We start from the raw sequence: 19,257 nt of genomic DNA on the forward strand, positions 1-19,257 counted from the left end.
GCGCCTGACTGAACTGGATGCCGCTCAGGCTCCGACTGCCAGCCGACCAGATTCGGGCCGACAGCGCGAGCCATACTGCAGGCAAAGGTCAGTTCGCGTGCAGGCAAGCCTGCATAGCAGGCTGCTCTCGACCCAACAGAATGAATGGAACAACAACGTCGAGAATGATCTTTCGACCTGCCTTCCCATGAAGGACGTCGCGTTTGCTCACCATGAGTGAGCGAATGACCCAGCGGCTCGGATTTGCGTCGACGAATGGACGCAGCGCCGCCTTCGGACAATCAGGCTGGGCCCACTTCGGGTAACGAAAGCCACGGGACATGTCCGGTGGGAGCAGCGCATGGAACTCTCCCTTTTGCCGCTCCTCATTAGTCGCGCGCTCGTTACGACCGGTGTAAGCGCGTGCTTCCAGCAACCCGAGATTGTCGGAACTCTTGTTTGCATCGAGAGCGAACCGGCGCCCGCGAGCCCGGGCACGGTCCAGTACCGGCACGACGACTGGAATAAGAATAGGTGCCGCGCTCGTCAGCAAGGAGGCGCGGATTCAGATTGCGACAAGCGGCGTGACGCGAGGGAGCCTTGGCATTAGGGTGATCAAAAGCTCGCGCACCCGACAAATCTGCTGTCAAACCAAGTATCTCGAGACCGCTCAAAATTGCCGATGAAATTGCGCGGCGCACAACGACTTTTCCCGTTGCTGCAGACTTTGTTGTCTCTGAACTCGGTTATTCCCGTTGCTGCAGACTTTGTTGTGTCCCAATAACGACAAAAAAAAGGCGTCACGTTGCCGCGACGCCTTAAAAAGTTCTAGCCATTCCGAGGGCCGTGCTAGAACCTGAGAGAAGATATTCGAAAGGCGCAAGCGCATTGGACAGGCAATCTATCCTGGATTTTGGGATTTTCCGCCCACGCGCACCATAATGCTGCGGAGACAAGGCGACTTTCGAAATGAGGTTCCATTTTTTATGGTTATGCTGACTAAGTCAAGCAAAAAGTTTTACTCGACCATCGATCGGCAATTTCTTCCGATACAATGACTTTTCTTAAATATATATGAATGGGTGCCCCGGTTTCGAGATGCCCCTGTCCTCTGTGAGCGGCCGTCAACAGTTGTCGCACGAACAATTTGAAATGCTGTTCCAAAAAAACGCATGAACCGATCCACTCCGAACCAACCTGTCGCCACCAAAGTCCCCGCCAGCAAAGATCGAGACGGCCCAGGCGATGAAGTCACCGCGCTCGCGCGCGGCCTGACCGTACTGCGCGCCGTCGCGGCCGCGCACGCACCGCTCAGCAATCGCGAACTCGCCGAGTTGACCGGCATCCCGAAGCCCACCATGTCGCGCATCACCGCGACGCTCGTGGGCACCGGTTTTCTGCTGCGACTACCCGACAGCGAGCGCTTCGTGCTGACCTCGTCGGTGCTCGAACTGAGCAACGGCTTTCTGCGCAACTTCGACATCCGCTCGCGCGCGCGGCCGTTTCTGATCGAACTCGCGGAACGCACTGCGTTGTCAGTGCATCTCGCGGTGCGCGACCGCTACGACATGGTCGTCATCGACGCGATCCGGCCGCGTTCGGCGGTGCTCGTGTCGCGACTCGAAATCGGTTCGCGCATGAGTTTGACGCGCACCGCGGTCGGCCGGGCGTACCTCGCGGCGCTCGCGCCACCCGACCGCGACCGTCTGCTGGTCGGCCTGCAGACGGCCGAAGGTGACGATTGGGGCTATATCGGCAGCCGTCTCGCAAGCGGGATCCAGGACACCCTCGAGCGGGGCTTCGCAATCGCCACCGGCGAGTGGTACAACGGGCTGAACGCGATCGCGCTCGGCTTCGTCGGACCGTCGGGCGAGCGCTACGCAGTCAATTGCGGCGGCTCGGCGGACCAATGTCCGCGCGACTGGCTGATCACTCACGCCGCGCCCGCGCTGCTCGAATGCATCGACAAGATCGTACTGGAGATCGGCGGCACGCCGGGGCGCCGGCTCGACGAATAAGCCGTCGGCGGCAACGGGCGCCAAACGGCGCCCCGCGCGGATCGAACCCGGCGCCAGCCGCCCGCGATCCGCGAGAGTGGCGACGGCGGCCCGCCCTCGCCCGACAATTCGCCGACATCCTGTAACCTTCGTAATCAACCGAAAAATACGCGGCTGGACTGTTACAGACGCCGCAACGTACGATCACGCATCCCGTCGCGGGACCGCGCGCCGCGAGCCGTGAGCGCCGTCGAAACGGCCGCGTCCAGCCGTGATGATTCCGCATTGCGTTAACATCTCTGTCCCGCGCCTCGGGTAGCATCGCGCTGAACATTGCGCGGCGCCCGCCGCCACGACCGCCTGACATGCCGCCCATGTGGGCCGCCGCCCTTCGAATGGCGGCGACCGCATCGGCGGCTCACATCATCAAGCCAGCCACCCGACCGAACCGATGGACGAACAACAAAAGCACCCGGAAACCCAACGCCCTGCCGCATCCCAGCCGTCCGCGAACGGCGCGCAATCTAGCGCGCCCGGCGCGGTGAAACGCCACCGCGGCCGCACCGTCGCGCTGATCGTCGCGGCGCTGGTCGTGCTCGGCGTCGTGCTGTGGCGCTGGCATCCGTGGGGCGGGCCCGGCAGCGGCGCGAGCGCGCCGGGTGCGGCGAGCGGCGCGCGCAGCGGCCGCTTCGGCCGCGGCGGTCCGAACGCGATGGCCAACATGGCGCAGCCGGTGCACGTCGCCGCCGCGACGCAGGGCGAGATGCCGGTCGTGCTGACCGCGCTTGGCACGGTCACGCCGCTCGCCACCGTCACCGTGCTGCCGCAGCTCAGCGGTGTGCTGCAGGACGTCTATTTCAAGGAAGGCCAGATGGTCAAGAAAGGCGACGTACTGGCCCAGATCGACCCGCGTCCGTACGAAATTTCGCTGCGCAACGCCGAGGGCACGCTAGTGCGCGACGAGGCGCTGCTCGCCACTGCACGGCTCGATCTGAAGCGCTATCAGACGCTGCTCGCGCAGGACTCGATAGCAAGTCAGCAGGTCGACACCCAGGCGTCGCTGGTACGGCAATACGAGGGCACCGTGAAGGCCGACCAGGCGAACGTCGACAGCTTCAAGCTCGACCTCGTGTACGCGCGCATCACCGCGCCGGTGTCGGGACGCGTCGGTCTGCGCCAGGTCGACCCGGGCAACTACGTGACCTCGGGCCTCACCAACGGCATCGTCGTGATTACGCAGCTCGATCCGATCAGCGTGGTGTTCACGACCTCCGAAGACAATCTGCAGCAGATCATCCAGCACACGCAGAACGGCGAGTCGCTATCGGCCACCGCGTACGACCGCAGCAACATGCATCCGCTCGAAGTCGGCACGCTAAAGACGATGGACAATCAGATCGACACGACCACCGGCACGATCAAACTGCGCGCGATCTTCGAGAACAAGGACAACGGCCTGTTCCCGAACCAGTTCGTCAACACTCGCCTGCTCGTCGATACGATCAGGAACGCGGTGATCGTGCCGACCTCGGCGGTGCTCAACGGCTCGATGGGTACCTTCGTGTACGTCGTGAAGGCCGACAACACGGTCACCGTGCGCCAGGTCAAGGTCGGCCCGGTCGACGGCGAGCGCACCAGCATCCAGTCGGGCCTCGCGGTCGGCGAGCGCGTCGTGGTCGACGGTTCGGACCGGCTGCGCGAAGGCGCGAAGATCACGATTCCGGCCGAGCGGCCGCGTGGCGCGTCCGGCGCGAGCGCTCCGGCGGGCGCCTCGGCCGCCTCGGGCGCGCACGCGCATCGCGGCCGGCACGCGGCGCAAGCATCGCAATAAAGTAAAGGCACGGCACTTACCGCATGAATCCATCCCGCGCGTTTATTCTGCGTCCTGTCGGCACCGCGCTGCTGATGGCGGCGATCATGCTGGTCGGCCTCGTCGCGCTGCGCTTTCTGCCGCTGTCCGCGCTGCCCGAGGTCGACTATCCGACGATCCAGGTGCAGACCTTCTATCCGGGCGCGAGCCCGGACGTGATGACGTCCTCGGTGACGGCGCCGCTCGAGAGGCAGTTCGGGCAGATGCCGTCGCTGAACCAGATGTCGTCGCAAAGCTCGGCCGGCTCGTCGATCATCACGCTGCAGTTCAGCCTCGACCTGCCGCTCGACATCGCCGAGCAGGAGGTCCAGGCGGCGATCAACGCGGCAGGCAACCTGCTGCCGTCCGACCTGCCCGCGCCGCCGATCTACGCGAAGGTCAACCCCGCCGACGCGCCGATCATCACGCTCGCGATCACGTCGAAGACACTGCCGCTCACGCAGGTGCAGGATCTCGCCGACACGCGTCTCGCACAGAAAATTTCGCAGGTCGCGGGGGTGGGTCTCGTCAGCCTGTCGGGTGGCCAGCGCCCGGCGATCCGCATTCAGGCGAACCCGCGCGCGCTCGCCGCGTACGGCCTGAATCTCGACGACCTGCGCACCACGGTCTCGAACCTGAACGTCAACACGCCGAAGGGCAATTTCGACGGCCCGACGCGCAACTACACGATCAACTCGAACGACCAGTTGACCGACGCCGACGAGTACAAGAGCGCGGTGGTCGCGTACAAGAGCGGCCGTCCCGTGATGCTGACCGACGTCGCGAGCATCGTCTCGGGTCCGGAGAACACCAAGCTCGGCGCGTGGGTCGACAACACGCCCGCGATCGTCCTGAACGTGCAGCGCCAGCCGGGCGCGAACGTGATCCAGGTGGTCGACAGCATCAAGGCGCTGCTGCCGCAGCTGCAGCAGTCGCTGCCCGCCGCGCTCGACGTCCAGGTCGTCACCGACCGCACCACGACGATCCGCGCGTCGGTGCGCGACGTGCAGTTCGAACTGGCGATGTCGGTCGTGCTGGTCGTGCTGGTGATGTACCTGTTCCTCGCCAACATCTACGCGACGATCATTCCGAGCCTGTCGGTGCCGCTGTCGCTGATCGGCACGCTCGCGGTGATGTACCTGTGCGGCTTCTCGCTCGACAACCTGTCGCTGATGGCACTGACCATCGCCACCGGCTTCGTCGTCGACGACGCGATCGTGATGATCGAGAACATCGCGCGCTACGTCGAGCAAGGCGACACGGCGCTCGAAGCCGCGCTGAAGGGCTCGAAGCAGATCGGCTTCACGATCATTTCGCTGACGGTCTCGCTGATCGCGGTGCTGATTCCGCTGCTCTTCATGGGCGACGTGGTCGGGCGCCTGTTCCACGAATTCGCGATCACGCTCGCGGTGACGATCGTCATCTCCGCGGTCGTGTCGCTGACGCTCGTGCCGATGATGTGCGCGAAGCTGTTGCGCCACACGCCGCCGCACGACAGTCACCGTTTCGAGGCGAAGGCGCACCGCTTCATCGACTGGGTGATCGCGCGCTACGCGGTCGCGCTCACGTGGGTGCTGAACCGTCAGCGCTCCACGCTGGTCGTCGCGGTGCTCACGCTGGTGCTGACCGGCCTGCTGTACGTGTACGTGCCGAAGGGCTTCTTCCCGGTGCAGGACACCGGCGTGATCCAGGCGATCACGCAGATGCCGCAGTCGGTGTCGTTCGCGTCGATGGCCGAGCGTCAGCAGGCGCTCGCCGACCAGATCCTGAAGAACCCGGACGTCGAAAGCCTGACCTCGTTCATCGGCGTGGACGGCACCAACATCACGCTGAACAGCGGCCGCATGCTGATCAACCTGAAGCCGCGCGACGACCGCAGCCATACCGCGAGCGACGTGATCCGCCAGTTGCAGAAGGACGTCGCGCACATTCCAGGCGCCTCGCTCTACATGCAGCCGGTGCAGGACCTGACGATCGACTCGACCGTCAGCCCGACGCAGTATCAGTTCATGCTGACCGATCCGAACATCAGCGAATTCACCACGTGGGTGCCGAAGCTGGTCGACCGGCTCAAGCAGTCGCCCGAGCTCGCGGACGTCGCAACCAATCTGCAGGACAACGGCCGCTCGGTATTCATCGAGATCGACCGCGCGACCGCCGCGCGCTTCGGCATCACACCGGCCACCATCGACAACGCGTTGTACGACGCGTTCGGCCAGCGCATCATTTCGACGATCTTCACGCAGTCGAACCAGTACCGCGTGATTCTCGAAGCGCAGCCGACGATGCAGCACTACACCACCTCGCTGAACTCGATCTACCTGCCCTCTTCCACGTCGACGGGCGGCCAGGTGCCGCTATCGTCGATCGCGAAGTTCATCGAGCGGCCCGCGCCGCTGCTGGTCACGCACCTGAGCCAGTTCCCGGCCACCTCGGTGTCGTTCAACCTCGCGCCGGGTTCGTCGCTCGGCGCAGCCGTGCAGGCGATCCAGCGGGCCGAGAAGGACGTCGGTCTGCCCGCGTCGTTCCAGACGCGCTTCCAGGGCGCGGCGCTCGCGTTCCAGGCGTCGCTCGCCAACGAGCTGTTCCTGATCCTCGCCGCGATCGTCACGATGTACATCGTGCTCGGCGTGCTGTACGAGAGCTTCATCCATCCGATCACGATTCTGTCGACGCTGCCGTCGGCCGGCGTCGGCGCGCTGCTCGCGCTGCTGATCACCGGCCACGATCTCGACATCATCGGCATCATCGGCATCGTGCTGCTGATCGGTATCGTGAAGAAGAACGCGATCATGATGATCGACTTCGCGCTCTACGCCGAGCGCGAGGAAGGCAAGCCGCCGCGCGAGGCGATCTACCAGGCGTGTCTGCTGCGCTTCCGGCCGATCCTGATGACCACGCTCGCCGCGCTGCTCGGCGCGCTGCCGCTGATGCTCGGCACCGGCGCGGGCTCGGAGCTGCGCCGGCCGCTCGGTATCGCGATTGCCGGCGGCCTCATCGTGAGCCAGCTGCTGACCCTGTTCACGACGCCGGTGATCTACCTTGCGTTCGATTCGCTCGGCCGCCGGCTGCGCGAGCGCTTTAACCGAGGCGATTCGTCCGGTAGCGCCACGCCGCCGGCCACCGATGCAAGGAACTGAGCGATGAACCTGTCGCGTCCGTTTATCTCCCGTCCGGTCGCCACCACGCTGCTGGCGATCGGCATCGCGCTGTCGGGGGTATTCGCGTTCACGAAGCTGCCGGTCGCGCCGCTGCCGCAGGTCGACTTCCCGACCATCTCGGTGCAGGCGACGCTGCCGGGCGCGAGCCCGGAGACCGTCGCGACGAGCGTCGCGAGTCCGCTCGAGCGGCATCTCGGCTCGATCGCCGACGTCACCGAGATGACGTCGCAGAGCTCGGTCGGCTCGACGCGCATCACGCTGCAGTTCGGCCTGAACCGCAACATCAACGGCGCCGCGCGCGACGTGCAGGCGGCGATCAACGCAGCGCGCGCCGACCTGCCCGCGAGCCTGCGCAGCAACCCGACCTACCACAAGGTCAACCCGGCCGACGCGCCGATCCTGATTCTCGCCCTGACGTCGAGCACGCGGACGGCGGGCCAGCTCTACGATTCGGCTGCGACGGTGCTGCAGCAGTCGTTGTCGCAGGTGCAGGGGGTTGGCGAAGTGGATGTCAGCGGTTCGGCGAATCCGGCCGTGCGCGTCGAGTTGCTGCCGCACGCGCTGTCGCATTACGGCATCGGCCTCGAGGACGTGCGCGCGGCGCTCGCCGCGGCCAACGCGAACAGCCCGAAGGGCTCGATCGAGTTCGGCGAGAACCGCGTACAGCTATACACCAACGACCAGGCGAGCAAGGCGTCGCAATACAAGGACCTCGTCATTGCCTATCGCAACGGCGCGCCGGTCAAACTCTCCGACATGGGCGAAGTCGTCGATTCGGTCGAAGATCTGCGCAATCTCGGTCTCTTCAATGGCAAGCGCTCGGTGCTCGTGATCCTGTACCGGCAGCCGGGCGCGAACATCATCGAGACCGTCGACCGCGTGAAGGCGATGCTGCCGCAACTGCACGCGTCGCTGCCCGCCGACGTCGACATCGCGCCGACCTCGGACCGCTCGACGACGATCCGCGCGTCGTTGAAGGACACCGGGCGCACGCTCGTGATCGCGATCGCGCTCGTCGTGATGGTCGTGTTCCTGTTCCTGCGCAACTGGCGCGCCACGCTGATTCCGAGCGTGGCCGTGCCGATCTCGATCGTCGGCACGTTCGGCGCGATGTACCTGATGGGCTTCTCGATCGACAATCTGTCGCTGATGGCGTTGACCATCGCGACCGGCTTCGTCGTCGACGACGCGATCGTCGTGCTCGAAAACATCTCGCGCCACATCGAAGACGGCGTGCCGCGCATGAAAGCGGCGTTCCTCGGCGCGCGCGAGGTCGGCTTCACGGTGATGTCGATCAGCATCTCGCTCGTCGCCGTGTTCCTGCCGATCCTGCTGATGGGCGGCATCGTCGGGCGGCTGTTCCGTGAGTTCGCGCTGACGCTGTCGCTGGCGATCGCGGTGTCGCTGGTCGTATCGCTGACGCTCACGCCGATGATGTGCTCGCGCCTCCTGCGCGAGCCGCACGAAAAGCATGAGGAAAACCGCTTCGGCCGCTGGCTCGAACGCGGCTTCACGTCGATGCATCGCGGCTACGAGCGCACGCTCGGCTGGGCGCTCGTGCATCCGCTCCTGATCGTCATGGTTCTGCTGCTGACCATCGCGCTGAACGTGGCGCTTTATATCATCGTGCCAAAGGGCTTCTTCCCGCAGCAGGACACGGGGCGCCTGATCGGCGGCATCCAGGCCGACCAGAGCACGTCGTTCCAGGCGATGAAAGGCAAGTTCTCGGAGATGATGGCGATCGTCGGCAAGAACCCCGCGGTCGACAGCGTGGTCGGCTTCACCGGCGGCCGGCAGACCAACTCGGGCTTCATGTTCGTGTCGCTGAAGCCGAAGAGCGAACGCAAGCTGTCCGCCGACCAGGTGATCCAGCAACTGCGCGCGCCGCTCGGCGACGTGGCCGGCGCGCGCACGTTCCTGCAGGCGGTGCAGGACATCCGCGTCGGCGGCCGGCAGTCGAACGCGCAGTATCAGTTCACGCTGCTCGCCGACTCGACGCCCGATCTGTACAAGTGGGGGCCCAAGCTCACCGAGGCGCTGCAGGCACGCAAGGAGCTCGCGGACGTGAACTCCGACCAGCAGCAAGGCGGTCTCGAAGCGATGGTGACGATCGACCGCGCCACGGCATCGCGCCTCGGCATCAAGCCCGCGCAGATCGACAACACGCTGTATGACGCGTTCGGCCAGCGCCAGGTGTCGACGATCTACAACCCGCTGAACCAGTATCACGTCGTGATGGAAGTCGCGCCGCAATACTGGCAGAGCCCGGAGATGCTGAAGCAGATTTTCGTCAGCACGTCGGGCGGCAGCGCGAGCGGCGCGCAGACCACCAACGCGCCGGCCGGCACCGTGACGTCCAGAGCGACCAGCACGTCGACCACGACGAGCGCGGCAACCGGCGGCACGGGCGCCACCACCGCGACGAGCGCGGCCAGCATCGCAGCCGACTCCGCGCGCAATCAGGCCATCAATTCCATCGCGGCGAGCGGCAAGTCGAGCGCGTCGTCGGGCTCGGCGGTGTCGACCGCGAAGGAAACGATGGTGCCGCTGTCGGCGATCGCGAGCTTCGGGCCGGGCACCACGCCGCTATCGGTCAATCACCAGAGCCAGTTCGTCGCCTCGACGATCTCGTTCAACCTGCCGCCGGGCGTGTCGCTGTCCACCGCCACCCAGGCGATCTACGACACGATGGCCGAAATCGGCATGCCCGCCACGATTCACGGCAGCTTCCAGGGCACCGCGCAGGCGTTCCAGCAGTCGATGTCCGACCAGCCGATCCTGATCCTCGCCGCGCTCGCGGCGGTGTATATCGTGCTCGGCATCCTGTATGAGAGCTACATCCACCCGCTGACGATCCTGTCGACGCTGCCGTCCGCGGGCGTCGGCGCGCTGCTCGCGCTGCTGCTGTTCAAGACCGAGTTCAGCATCATCGCGCTGATCGGTGTGATCCTGCTGATCGGCATCGTGAAGAAGAACGCGATCATGATGGTGGACTTCGCGATCGACGCGTCGCGCAAGGGAATGTCGTCGCGCGACGCGATCTACCAGGCCTGTCTGCTGCGCTTCCGGCCGATCATGATGACCACCTTCGCCGCGCTGCTCGGCGCGTTGCCGCTCGCGTTCGGCAGCGGCGAAGGCGCGGAGATGCGCGCGCCGCTCGGTATTTCGATCGTCGGCGGGCTGATCGTCAGCCAGATGCTGACGCTCTATACGACGCCGGTCGTCTATCTGTACATGGATCGCATCCGCGTGCGCTGGGAGGCGAGAAAGGCACGGCGCGCGGGTGGCGCAGCGCCGACGTCGTCATGATGTAGTGAAGGTGGCGCTCACAGCTTCTGCTCGATGGCCAGCGAGAAAATCCGCTGCCATCGGCGCGCCGCCCGCTCGTTCGACATCGGCACGAGCCACTCGCCGTGCCGTGAGTCCTTGACCTTCAGCGCGAGCCGCGCCTGTGCGTCGCGGCCCTGTGCTTCGGCGGCGAGCAGATCGGCGAAGATATACGCGCCCTGCTGGTCGCCGACGCGAATCTCGCAGAGCCGCTTGTCCGCCGCGAGCCGCACCGAGCCCCAACTGCCCTTCAATTCGTGCGTCCAGTCGCCGTCGCGCACGTTCGGCGCGACTTCGCGGCGCCGCTGCCGCCAGTACGCGAGCGCACCGGCGATCAGCAACGCAACCAGCACAGCCACACCCTCCGCCACCGCCAGCCCGAAAGCGGCCTGCAGCGCATAAAAGGCACGCACCGCGCCGTACCCCAGCGCGATCAGCGCAATCAACGCAACGACAATCGGCATCGCAAACTCATCTGGCAAAACGTTTTTAGTCGGCTAGCGCGGGCAAACGCGACACCGCGCACGGCCCCTCACTGCCCCTTATGCGCGGCCGCCCACTCCTTGAGCGCGTTCAGCGTGTTCTCGACATGCTTGTCGGGCGACAGGCTCGTGTACTCGTAGATGATCTTGCCGTCGGGCGAGATCACGTACGACACGCGATTCGCCATGCCGGCCTTCAAGGGCATGGCCGCGTCGTACGCATTGATCACTTTCGCGTCGGCGTCGGCCGCGACCGGGAATTTGCTGCGGCATTCGCTGACCGAAAACTTCGTCAGCGTATCGATGTTGTCGTGCGACACGCCGATCACCGTCGCGCCGTACTTCTTGTATTCGTCGACCGCATCGGCGAACTGGTGCGCCTCGATCGTGCAGCCCTTCGTGAACGCGGCCGGATAGAAGTACAGCACGACCGGGCCCTTCTTCAGTTCGTCGGCGAGCGAATACGTGTAGGTCTTGCCGCCGAGCGAGGCCTCGGCGGTAAACGTCGGAGCCGTATCGCCGGGATTCAGGGTTGCCGAGGCGAGCGGCGAATGCATTGTGAATCCGAACGCCATGATGGCGGCCAGTACCGCCGGTATGTGTTTTGTCTTCATCTGCTCCTCTACGCGTGAGCGCACGCAATTGATCGGGTCCATCGGAGAGAGCTTCGGCCGACGTCACAGGCCGTCGCTGAACTCCCTATTGGACCACGGATGCGCACGCGGCGTGGCTCGTCGCCCGGATCACAAGGCGAATCGAAAGGGTGCGGCGCGCGAGCTCGACGCATCAAACGCCCAATTCCGCCACGTGCGCGCCGAACCACGCCGCCGCCGACAGGTTCAGCTCCGACAGCACGTCGGGCGTCAGCGCGTGTAAGCCCGCCGCCGTCGCGACGGGCGCCGCGTCGCCGCCCTCGCCCGCGACCTCGGCGATCAGCAGCAGCGCGCCCAGTTCGCCCTTGCGCGCGACGATCGCGTCGCGAATCTGCGGCGCGAGGCCGAGTTTCTCGAGCACCGCGTCCGGCGTGCTGTCGAGCACGATATGCACGAGCGAAAAAATCCCGGTCATGAACGCGGCGTCGGCGAATTCGCCGTCGGCCGGACGCAGCCAGGCCGCGGCGAGCTCCATGAAGCGCGAGCGCGTCGCCGCCAGTTGCACGAGCGGATCGGCGCGCCACGGCAGGTCGCCGGTATCCGAGTACAACAGCAGTTGCGCCCAGCGCGCGATCTGCCGCGTGCCGGTCGCGATGATCGCCTCGCGCAGCGACGCGATGTTGCGCCCGAGGCCGAATGCACTCGAATTGACGAGCCGCAGCAGTTGCACGACCACGCCCGGGTTGACCTTCAGCTCCGCCTCGAGCTCGACGATGCCGGCGTCGCGCGATAGCAGCGCGAGCAGCCGCAGCAGGCCCGGACGCAGCGAGCGGTTGCGCGGCGCGGCCAGCACCTGCGGCCGCGCGAAGAAGTAGCCCTGGAACAGATCGAAACCGAGCTCGTGGGCGAGCGCGAAGTCCTCGCGTGTCTCGACCTTCTCGGCGAGCAGCGTCTTGCCCTGGCCGCGCAGCGTCGACGCGAGCTCCGCGACGGCGCGGCGCGGCGTCTGCAGGAAATCGATCTTGACGATGTCGGCGTACGGCAGCATCGCGCTCAGCTCGTCGGACAGATCGTGCACGTCGTCGAGCGCGACCTGGAAGCCGGCGCTGCGCAACTCGCCGAGACGACGGGCGAGCGAGGCGTCGTAGCGCACGGTTTCGAGGATTTCGAGCACGAAGCGCTCGGGCGGCATCAGATGGACGATGTCGCTAAAGAGCAGCGCGCGATCAATATTGACGAAGCCGCGATGCTGGCCGAGCACGGCGGGTACGCCGATTCCGCCGATCGTGCGCGCGACCACCTGCGCGGTGGCCTGCGTGTCGTCGCTGATTTCGGCGTAGTTGTACGTTCCGGCACGGAACAGCAGCTCGTAGGCGTGAAGCGCGCCATCGCGATCGAGAATCGGCTGGCGGCCGACATAGACGTACTGCGGGGCAGCGTCCAGCTGCCCGTGCTCACGAAAGCCGGCCGACACGCCGGCGAGGGCATCACGCACCTCGACGTCCCGCGGGACGGGCCGTGGGGCTCTGGCGGACCTGACGACGGGGCGTTCGGACATGGATCATCAGTGCAAGGTTCGGAAAGTCTATGCAGCGCGACGTCATCAGCGTCGCCAAATAAAGGGGATTCGCCGTATTAACGGCCGCGAAGCGGCGTCACTTTAACCGAATCGTCCCGGCGACGGCGCCGGGCGTCTCCTTACCAGATGTTTTTCTCCACGGGCCGCTAAAGATTTCCCCGCATGCGTCGTTATCTCGTTCTGATGGGGCGGCCTGCTATCTCCTGGCCGCCCGGACCGGCGGACAAGCAGCCCCGCCCGCGGACGAACCCAGGTTGCCAGCGACAAACATGGAAGCGAACACGATCACCGCGCCCCGCCGGGGCTCCTTGCGCACGGTCATCGACCGGCTGCGGGCGTTCGGCCGGCGCGAGGACGACGACCAGCCGCGCAGCGCGAACCGCCCGCCCCCACTGGAACAGGTGGTCGGCGCGGTCGATCTGCTCGCGCACGTCGACGATGCGCTGCGCTTCATCTACGTGTCCGACGCGAGCCTGCGCTTCATCGGCTATCACCGCGAATACCTGAAAACCGCGACGCTGCACGATCTGGTCGCGCCCGCCGACGTGCCGCGCCTCGACGCGCTGCTCAAGCTCGCGGCGGCCTCGGGCAACGTCGAGAAAGCGACGCTCGGGCTCGTCAAGTCGCTGACCTATCCGATCACGGTCGAGCTGCGGGTCGTGCGCAGCAGCCACGACGGCGTCGACGGCTACGCGATCGCCGGCTTCGACGTGTCGTCGTGGCGTGCCACCGAAGAGCGCCTGACCCAGGCGCTGCATCTGGACCGGCTGACCAGCCTGCCGAACCAGTCGGGCTTGCTGCACGCGTTGCTCGACGCGCAACAGAAGGCCGACGCGCACGGCACGCCGGTCGCGCTGTTGCTGCTCGATCTCGACGACTATCAGCGCGTGAATCGCGCACTCGGCTACGACGCCGGCGACGAGATGCTGCGAGACACGTCGCGGCGCCTGTTGAACATGACGAGCCCGAACGAAACGATCGCGCGCGTCGCCAGCGACGAGTTCGCGATCCTCGTGAAGCCTGCCGCGAGCCGTACCGACGCGGCGGCGGCCCGCCGAAGCGCTGGCGCGGCGTCTGTTGACCGCGATCCAGCAGCCGTACGTGTTCAAGGGTCAGCAGGTGCACCTGTCGGCCAGCATCGGCATCGCGCTATACCCGGACGTGCGCCACGCCAACGACACCGGCGGCCACGACACGCACCTGCTGCGCTGGGCCGACCACGCGCTGTTGCAGGCGAAGGCCGCGGGCGGCAACACGCTGGCGTTCTACGTACCCGACGACAACCCGGCCGACGCCGAGCGCCTTAAACTCGAGGCCGACCTCTACGACGGCGTACGCAACGGCGAGTTTTCGCTACACTTCCAGCCGATCACGAGCAGCCGCACGCGGGGCGTGGTCGGTGTCGAGGCGTTGATTCGCTGGACGCATCCGGTGCATGGCCTCGTGCCGCCGTCGATGTTCATTCCGCTCGCGGAATCGATCGGGCTGATCAACTTTCTCGGCAACTGGGTGCTGAAGGTCGCGTGCATGCAACTGATCCAGTGGGACGCGAAGGGCATTTCGCTGCAGTACGTGGCCGTCAACGTGTCGCCGCAGCAGTTTCGCGATCCGCGCTTCAAGGACTCGGTGCGCGAGGCGATCGAGCTGACCGGCATCGATCCGCGCCGCCTCGTCTTCGAGATCACCGAAAGTCTGCTGATGCACGACCCGGCGCACGCGAAAGGCTTGCTCGAAGAGCTGACCGCGATGGGCATCCGCTTCGCCGTCGACGACTTCGGCACCGGCTATTCGAGCCTCGCGTACCTACAGCGCTTTCCGCTCGCGAAGCTGAAGATCGACCGGAGTTTCGTCGAGAATCTGCTAACCTCGCGAAACGATCAGGCAATCGTTAGCGCTGTCGTTGGCCTTGCGCAGACGCTCGACCTCGAACTGGTAGCCGAGGGTGTCGAAACGGAAGCGCAACGCGCGTTGCTCACCGAGATGGGCTGCGATCACATTCAGGGCTGGCTCGTTTGCAAGGCGCTGCCGTCCGAGGAACTCGCGCAGCGCTTCGAATCGCGCGAGCTTCAGTTGCACGGCGCGTAACGGGCGATGCAGACACGACGCCCAGGCAGCGCAACAAGCCGGCTCACGACCGGCATGGCATTCACTGGAACACGTATGGCTTTTGCGGGACTCACATGGTAAAGGCGGCAGTGCTCGACCGGCTCTGGACGCGAATGAGCGAGCGCGGCGATTTCCCTATGCTGTCGCAATCGCTGCGCACCACCATGGCGGCAGTGACCAACGACGACCTCGACTTCACCGGCCTCGTGCAAGTGGTGCTGTCGGACTTCGCGCTCACGCAGAAGGTGCTGCGGCTCGCGAACTCGGCGATGTACATGGCGTTCGGCGGCAACATCACGACCGTGTCGCGCGCGCTGATGGTGCTCGGCATGGATGCGGTCGGCCATCTGGTCGTCGGTCTGAAGATCGTCGATCACTTTCACCAAAGCGCGCCGCGCCGCATCGACGCGAAACTCGAACTGAACCGCACCCTGCTGTCGGGCTGCGTCGCGCGCAAGCTGACCGAGCGCGGCGACCTGCGCGCCGGCGAGGAAGCGGTGGTCTGCACGCTGATGCGGCAGATCGGCAAGCTGCTGGTCGTGTTCTATCTCGACGCCGAATGGGACCAGATTCGCCGCCATATCGACGGCGGCGCACTCGAAACCGATGCGTGCGTGCTCGTGCTCGGCGTGACGTTCGATGAAATCGGCGCCGAAGCCGCGGTGCGCTGGCGCCTGCCTGACACGATCCGCTCGGGCATGGGTGAGTTCGATGCGGAGGATGCGACGCAACCGCGCCAGGTGCAGTGGCTGCGCGCGATCACCAATTACTCGACCGCGGTCGCCGACGTGCTCACCCAGCAGAACATGCCCGAGGGGGAGCGCGAGGCACGCATCGGCGAGCTTGCGCACGAGTACAGCAGCGCGCTGAACACCGACCCCGAGGTGCTGCTGCAGATGAGCGTCGCGCTAGCACGCGAGGATGGCGGCGACAGCGTGATGCGCGAGATCGTCGAGTTACGCGCGAATGCCGATGCGATCGCGCGCGAGGCGCTTACACCCGAGGCGCGCATCGAGATCGGGGTGAAGGATCTGCGCGACCTGCCCGAGGGCAGCCCGCTCGCACCGGCGCTCGCGATGGCCGCCGAGACCGTGCTCGCGGCGCTCGGCTTCTCGCGCACCGTGGTGTACGTCAAGCACAGCAACGGATCGTTCAGGGCGCGTCTCGGCTTCGGGCCGAAGATCGACGCGGCGCTGCCGCGGCTCGCGTTCAACACCGCGTTCGAACCCGACGTTTTTCATCTCGCGATCGCGAACTCGGTGGGCATCTTCATCGAGAATGCGCGCGATCCGAAGATGGTCGCGCGGCTGCCCGAGTGGTTCCGGCGCTCGTTCGACGATGCGCGCGCGTTCGTGCTGCTGCCGATCATCGACGAAACCGATCAGACGGTCGCGCTGCTCTACGGCGACTGGTCGCATACGCAGGAGGCGCGCCGCATCTCGCAGAAGGAGATGAGCGTGCTCAACGAACTGGCACGGGAGTTAGGACGTTTTTTCGGCCAGGGGCAAATGCGCGAAATGGAGACGATGTGAAGACTTGGCGCGATCGTTGATCACGCCGCTTCACGTCGATCCTTTCCGTGTTTGCCCGAAAACGATTTCATCCGGGCACCGTGTGGGGCTTTTACCCCACTCAATCCTCGATCCGCTCGAGCCCTTCCGCGCCGCGATCCGCGACGCCGGCCCATGCGCCGGCCGCGAGACCCATCTGCGCGACCTCTTCCACGGTCAACGGCGCAAGACGCTCGCATAGCGTGGCGACGCGCTCCCATGCGCCGCCTTCGAGCGCTTCGACCGCGCTCAACAGCAGACCCAGCCTGCCCTCGCGATGCAGGATCGCGGCCTGGATCGGCCGCGACAGCGTGAGGATGTTCAGCGTTTTTTCCAGCGAGCCGCCGAACACCGCATCGACGAACGAAAACACACCGGTCAGGAAGGCCGCATCGGCTTCGTCGCGGCCCGCCTCGGGCATGCGCTCGATCGCGAGTTCCATGAAGCGCGCGCGCGTGGCCGCGAGTTGCAGCAGCGGATCGTCCTCCAGCGCGACCTTGCGGCCGTCGGCGTAGAGCAGCAGCTGCGTCCAGCGCGCGATGCGGTCGGTGCCGGTCGCGTTGATCGCGTCGCGCAGCGTCGTCACCTTGTGACCGACCGCGAGGCCGCTCGAATTCGCGAGCTTCATCAGATGCATGACGAGCACCGGGTTCAGCTTCAGCTCGGCTTCGAGCTGCGCGACCGTCGGGTCGCCCGCGAGCAGTTGCAGCAGATTGAGCAGCGCGTGGCGCGGCGCGCTGACGCGGCGCGTCGCCGAGCTTTGCGCGCGCGCGAAGTAATAACCCTGGAAGCGGTCGAAGCCGAGCTCGTGCACCGTTTCGAAGTCGGCCTGCGCATCGACACCTGATGCGAGCAGCAGCTTGCCAGCCGACTTCAGCACGCTCGCGAGCTTCGGCAGCAGCGCGCGCGGTGTGCGCATGACGTCGATCTTGACGACTTCGGCGTACGGCAGCAGCTTCGCGAAAGTCTCGTTGGGCTGCGTGACGTCGTCGAGCGCGAAGCGGTAGCGGCGGCCGTGCAGATACACGACACGCGCGATCAACGCGTCGTCGACTTCGAGCGATGAAGGCAGCTCAAACATGAAGCGCTCGGCGGGCAGTCTCAGGATCGCGTCGTCGAGCAGCAGCTCGCGGCTCACGTCGACGTAGGCCGGATGGCCGGTCAGCGCGCCGCGCACGTCGCCCTGCACGAGCCCGCGCACGATCGCGCGCGCGACGCGTTGCACCGGCGTGGGCGCGCGGCCCGGCAACGCGTCGGTTTCGGGAGGGAGATCGGTATTGGCTTGCGGGGCGATGCGGTCCGCGTCGGCGAGCGGCAGCTCGGGCGCACGCACCTTGATCTCATAGCCGCACAGCATGCCGTCCCGATTCAGAATGGGCTGCCGCGCGTAGCTGGCGGTGAGCGACGCGTCGTCGGTCGTGCCGCTGTGGCTCAGAGTCTCGATTGCGATGGTGGTCATTCCAGTCCCCGCTCGGCGCCTGGCCGCTATGTTCTGTTTTTCGCTGCAGTTTGGCGCGTTTCTGTGACGTTGAAAGCTCCGTCGCGCGCGGCAGTGTGCGTCGCAATTTTATCGCAGCGTCATTGGGCACGAACAGGCTTACGAGGCAATATCTCGAAATATTTGTTGAACGTTTGCGACACGCGTGCAGAAAGCAAAACGGCTCGCAACGAGCGGCCGTTTTGCACACTTCGATGCATCGTTACTTCAGCACGACTTTCACGTCGAAGTATCTGGCGGCGAGGCGGTCGATCGTGCCATCCGCCTTCAGCTCCTTCAACGCGCCGTTCAGCGCATCCTTCAGTGCCTTGTCGTTCTTGCGCACGCCGTAGCCGACACCCGCGCCGAGCAGCTTGTCGTCGCTGACGGCCGGACCGGCGAACTCGAAGCCCGCGCCCTGCGGCTTCTTCAGAAAGCCCTTCGATGCCGCTTCGGCGTCCTGGAACGACGCATCGAGACGGCCCGACGCGAGGTCCGCGTAGATCTGGTCCTGCGTCTGATATGGCACGACGTCGACCCCGGCCGGCGCCCAGCGCGCCTTCGCATAGGTTTCCTGGATCGTGCCCTGCAGCACGCCGACGTGCTTGCCCTTCAGCGATGCGGGCGTCGGCTGCAGAGCACTACCCTTCTTCGCGATCATCTGATTCGGGATCGTGTAGATCGGATCGGTGAAGTCGATCGCCTGGCGACGCTGATCGGTGATCGTCATGTCCGAGTTGATCGCGCTGAACTTGCGCGCTTCGAGCGCCGGGATCAGGCCGTCGAACGAGTTCTCGACCCACACGCATTTGGCCTTCAGCTTCGCGCACACGGCATTGCCGACGTCGATGTCGAAGCCCTGCAGCTCGCCAGCGGGCGATTTCGATTCGAACGGCGCATACGACGCCTCGACGCCGAAGCGCACTTCCTTGATCTCAGCCGCCGACGCGGTGCCCGCCGTCAACACCGCCGTCGCGACCAGCGCGAGCGCGGCCAGGTTGGGCCAATTCTTCTTCATTACGGATGTTCCTTTACGGTGTGGACTGAAACGGAGCCGATTCGGCGCGCACAGGCGGATTACGCCCGCCGCGCTTCGGACTCGCGCGGCCGGCGTGACCAAAGATGCGACAGCCGCGAAGCCGGCGATTGTACATGGA

Annotated in this window: 11 protein-coding genes and 1 pseudogene; 6 read left to right on the forward strand and 6 right to left on the reverse strand. The window is 65.6% G+C overall.

The features are described 5' to 3' along the window. Window positions 1–88: 88 nt before the first annotated feature. Window positions 89–532 (reverse strand): hypothetical protein, encoded by a 444-nt coding sequence (locus OKW44_RS28685; RefSeq protein WP_162633903.1) that lies wholly within the window; start codon window positions 530–532, stop codon window positions 89–91. 619 nt (window positions 533–1,151) lie between these two features. Between OKW44_RS28685 and OKW44_RS28690 the strand changes: the two genes are divergently transcribed. From OKW44_RS28690 to OKW44_RS28705, 4 genes are all read left to right on the forward strand, one after another. Further along, window positions 1,152–1,997 carry an IclR family transcriptional regulator gene (locus OKW44_RS28690; RefSeq protein ID WP_018418500.1) on the forward strand — a complete coding sequence of 282 codons (846 nt, stop codon included), beginning with the start codon at window positions 1,152–1,154 and terminating at the stop codon, window positions 1,995–1,997. 430 nt (window positions 1,998–2,427) lie between these two features. Further along, entirely contained in the window at window positions 2,428–3,807 is a 1,380-nt protein-coding gene (locus OKW44_RS28695) for an MdtA/MuxA family multidrug efflux RND transporter periplasmic adaptor subunit (protein WP_026225469.1), read from the forward strand. Window positions 3,808–3,830: 23 nt separating this feature from the next. Then, the gene (locus tag OKW44_RS28700; RefSeq protein WP_018418502.1) at window positions 3,831–6,965 is read left to right on the forward strand and encodes an MdtB/MuxB family multidrug efflux RND transporter permease subunit; all 3,135 of its coding nucleotides are present in this window, start codon (window positions 3,831–3,833) and stop codon (window positions 6,963–6,965) included. Between the two features lie 3 nt (window positions 6,966–6,968). Continuing rightward, window positions 6,969–10,295: an efflux RND transporter permease subunit gene (locus OKW44_RS28705; protein WP_018418503.1), complete on the forward strand. Its 3,327-nt coding sequence runs from the start codon at window positions 6,969–6,971 to the stop codon at window positions 10,293–10,295. Window positions 10,296–10,312: 17 nt separating this feature from the next. On the opposite strand, the gene OKW44_RS28710 is transcribed toward OKW44_RS28705, so the two are convergent. The 3 genes from OKW44_RS28710 to OKW44_RS28720 all read right to left on the reverse strand — a co-directional run bounded on the left by OKW44_RS28710 (window position 10,313) and on the right by OKW44_RS28720 (window position 12,946). Beyond that, a complete protein-coding gene (locus OKW44_RS28710) occupies window positions 10,313–10,777 on the reverse strand; it encodes a hypothetical protein (RefSeq protein ID WP_018418504.1) in 465 nt (154 codons plus the stop codon). Between the two features lie 68 nt (window positions 10,778–10,845). Beyond that, the gene (locus tag OKW44_RS28715; RefSeq protein ID WP_026225470.1) at window positions 10,846–11,409 is read right to left on the reverse strand and encodes a peroxiredoxin; all 564 of its coding nucleotides are present in this window, start codon (window positions 11,407–11,409) and stop codon (window positions 10,846–10,848) included. 172 nt (window positions 11,410–11,581) lie between these two features. Then, window positions 11,582–12,946 (reverse strand): EAL and HDOD domain-containing protein, encoded by a 1,365-nt coding sequence (locus tag OKW44_RS28720; RefSeq protein WP_063713702.1) that lies wholly within the window; start codon window positions 12,944–12,946, stop codon window positions 11,582–11,584. Between the two features lie 290 nt (window positions 12,947–13,236). Between OKW44_RS28720 and OKW44_RS28725 the strand changes: the two are divergent. Further along, window positions 13,237–15,052: pseudogene (locus OKW44_RS28725) on the forward strand (putative bifunctional diguanylate cyclase/phosphodiesterase). A gap of 95 nt (window positions 15,053–15,147) precedes the next feature. Continuing rightward, entirely contained in the window at window positions 15,148–16,605 is a 1,458-nt protein-coding gene (locus OKW44_RS28730; protein WP_018418508.1) for an HDOD domain-containing protein, read from the forward strand. Window positions 16,606–16,705: 100 nt separating this feature from the next. On the opposite strand, the gene OKW44_RS28735 is transcribed toward OKW44_RS28730, so the two are convergent. Continuing rightward, on the reverse strand, window positions 16,706–18,082 hold the full coding sequence (locus tag OKW44_RS28735; RefSeq protein WP_018418509.1) for an EAL and HDOD domain-containing protein: 1,377 nt from the start codon (window positions 18,080–18,082) through the stop codon (window positions 16,706–16,708). A gap of 241 nt (window positions 18,083–18,323) precedes the next feature. Continuing rightward, window positions 18,324–19,118 carry an ABC transporter substrate-binding protein gene (locus OKW44_RS28740; protein WP_018418510.1) on the reverse strand — a complete coding sequence of 265 codons (795 nt, stop codon included), beginning with the start codon at window positions 19,116–19,118 and terminating at the stop codon, window positions 18,324–18,326. Between the last annotated feature and the right edge of the window lie 139 nt (window positions 19,119–19,257).

The organism is Paraburkholderia lebeckiae, assembly GCF_050436325.1.
Lineage (GTDB): Bacteria > Pseudomonadota > Gammaproteobacteria > Burkholderiales > Burkholderiaceae > Paraburkholderia > Paraburkholderia tuberum.

What these genes read in the sequence shown, in the direction of transcription:
- OKW44_RS28690 (WP_018418500.1), top strand. Translation starts at nt 1,152, where the DNA reads ATGAACCGATCCACTCCGAACCAACCTGTCGCCACCAAAGTCCCCGCC.
- OKW44_RS28695 (WP_026225469.1), top strand. Translation starts at nt 2,428, where the DNA reads ATGGACGAACAACAAAAGCACCCGGAAACCCAACGCCCTGCCGCATCC.
- OKW44_RS28700 (WP_018418502.1), top strand. Translation starts at nt 3,831, where the DNA reads ATGAATCCATCCCGCGCGTTTATTCTGCGTCCTGTCGGCACCGCGCTG.
- OKW44_RS28705 (WP_018418503.1), top strand. Translation starts at nt 6,969, where the DNA reads ATGAACCTGTCGCGTCCGTTTATCTCCCGTCCGGTCGCCACCACGCTG.
- OKW44_RS28710 (WP_018418504.1), bottom strand. Translation starts at nt 10,777, where the DNA reads ATGCCGATTGTCGTTGCGTTGATTGCGCTGATCGCGCTGGGGTACGGC.
- OKW44_RS28715 (WP_026225470.1), bottom strand. Translation starts at nt 11,409, where the DNA reads ATGAAGACAAAACACATACCGGCGGTACTGGCCGCCATCATGGCGTTC.
- OKW44_RS28720 (WP_063713702.1), bottom strand. Translation starts at nt 12,946, where the DNA reads ATGTCCGAACGCCCCGTCGTCAGGTCCGCCAGAGCCCCACGGCCCGTC.
- OKW44_RS28730 (WP_018418508.1), top strand. Translation starts at nt 15,148, where the DNA reads ATGGTAAAGGCGGCAGTGCTCGACCGGCTCTGGACGCGAATGAGCGAG.
- OKW44_RS28735 (WP_018418509.1), bottom strand. Translation starts at nt 18,082, where the DNA reads ATGACCACCATCGCAATCGAGACTCTGAGCCACAGCGGCACGACCGAC.
- OKW44_RS28740 (WP_018418510.1), bottom strand. Translation starts at nt 19,118, where the DNA reads ATGAAGAAGAATTGGCCCAACCTGGCCGCGCTCGCGCTGGTCGCGACG.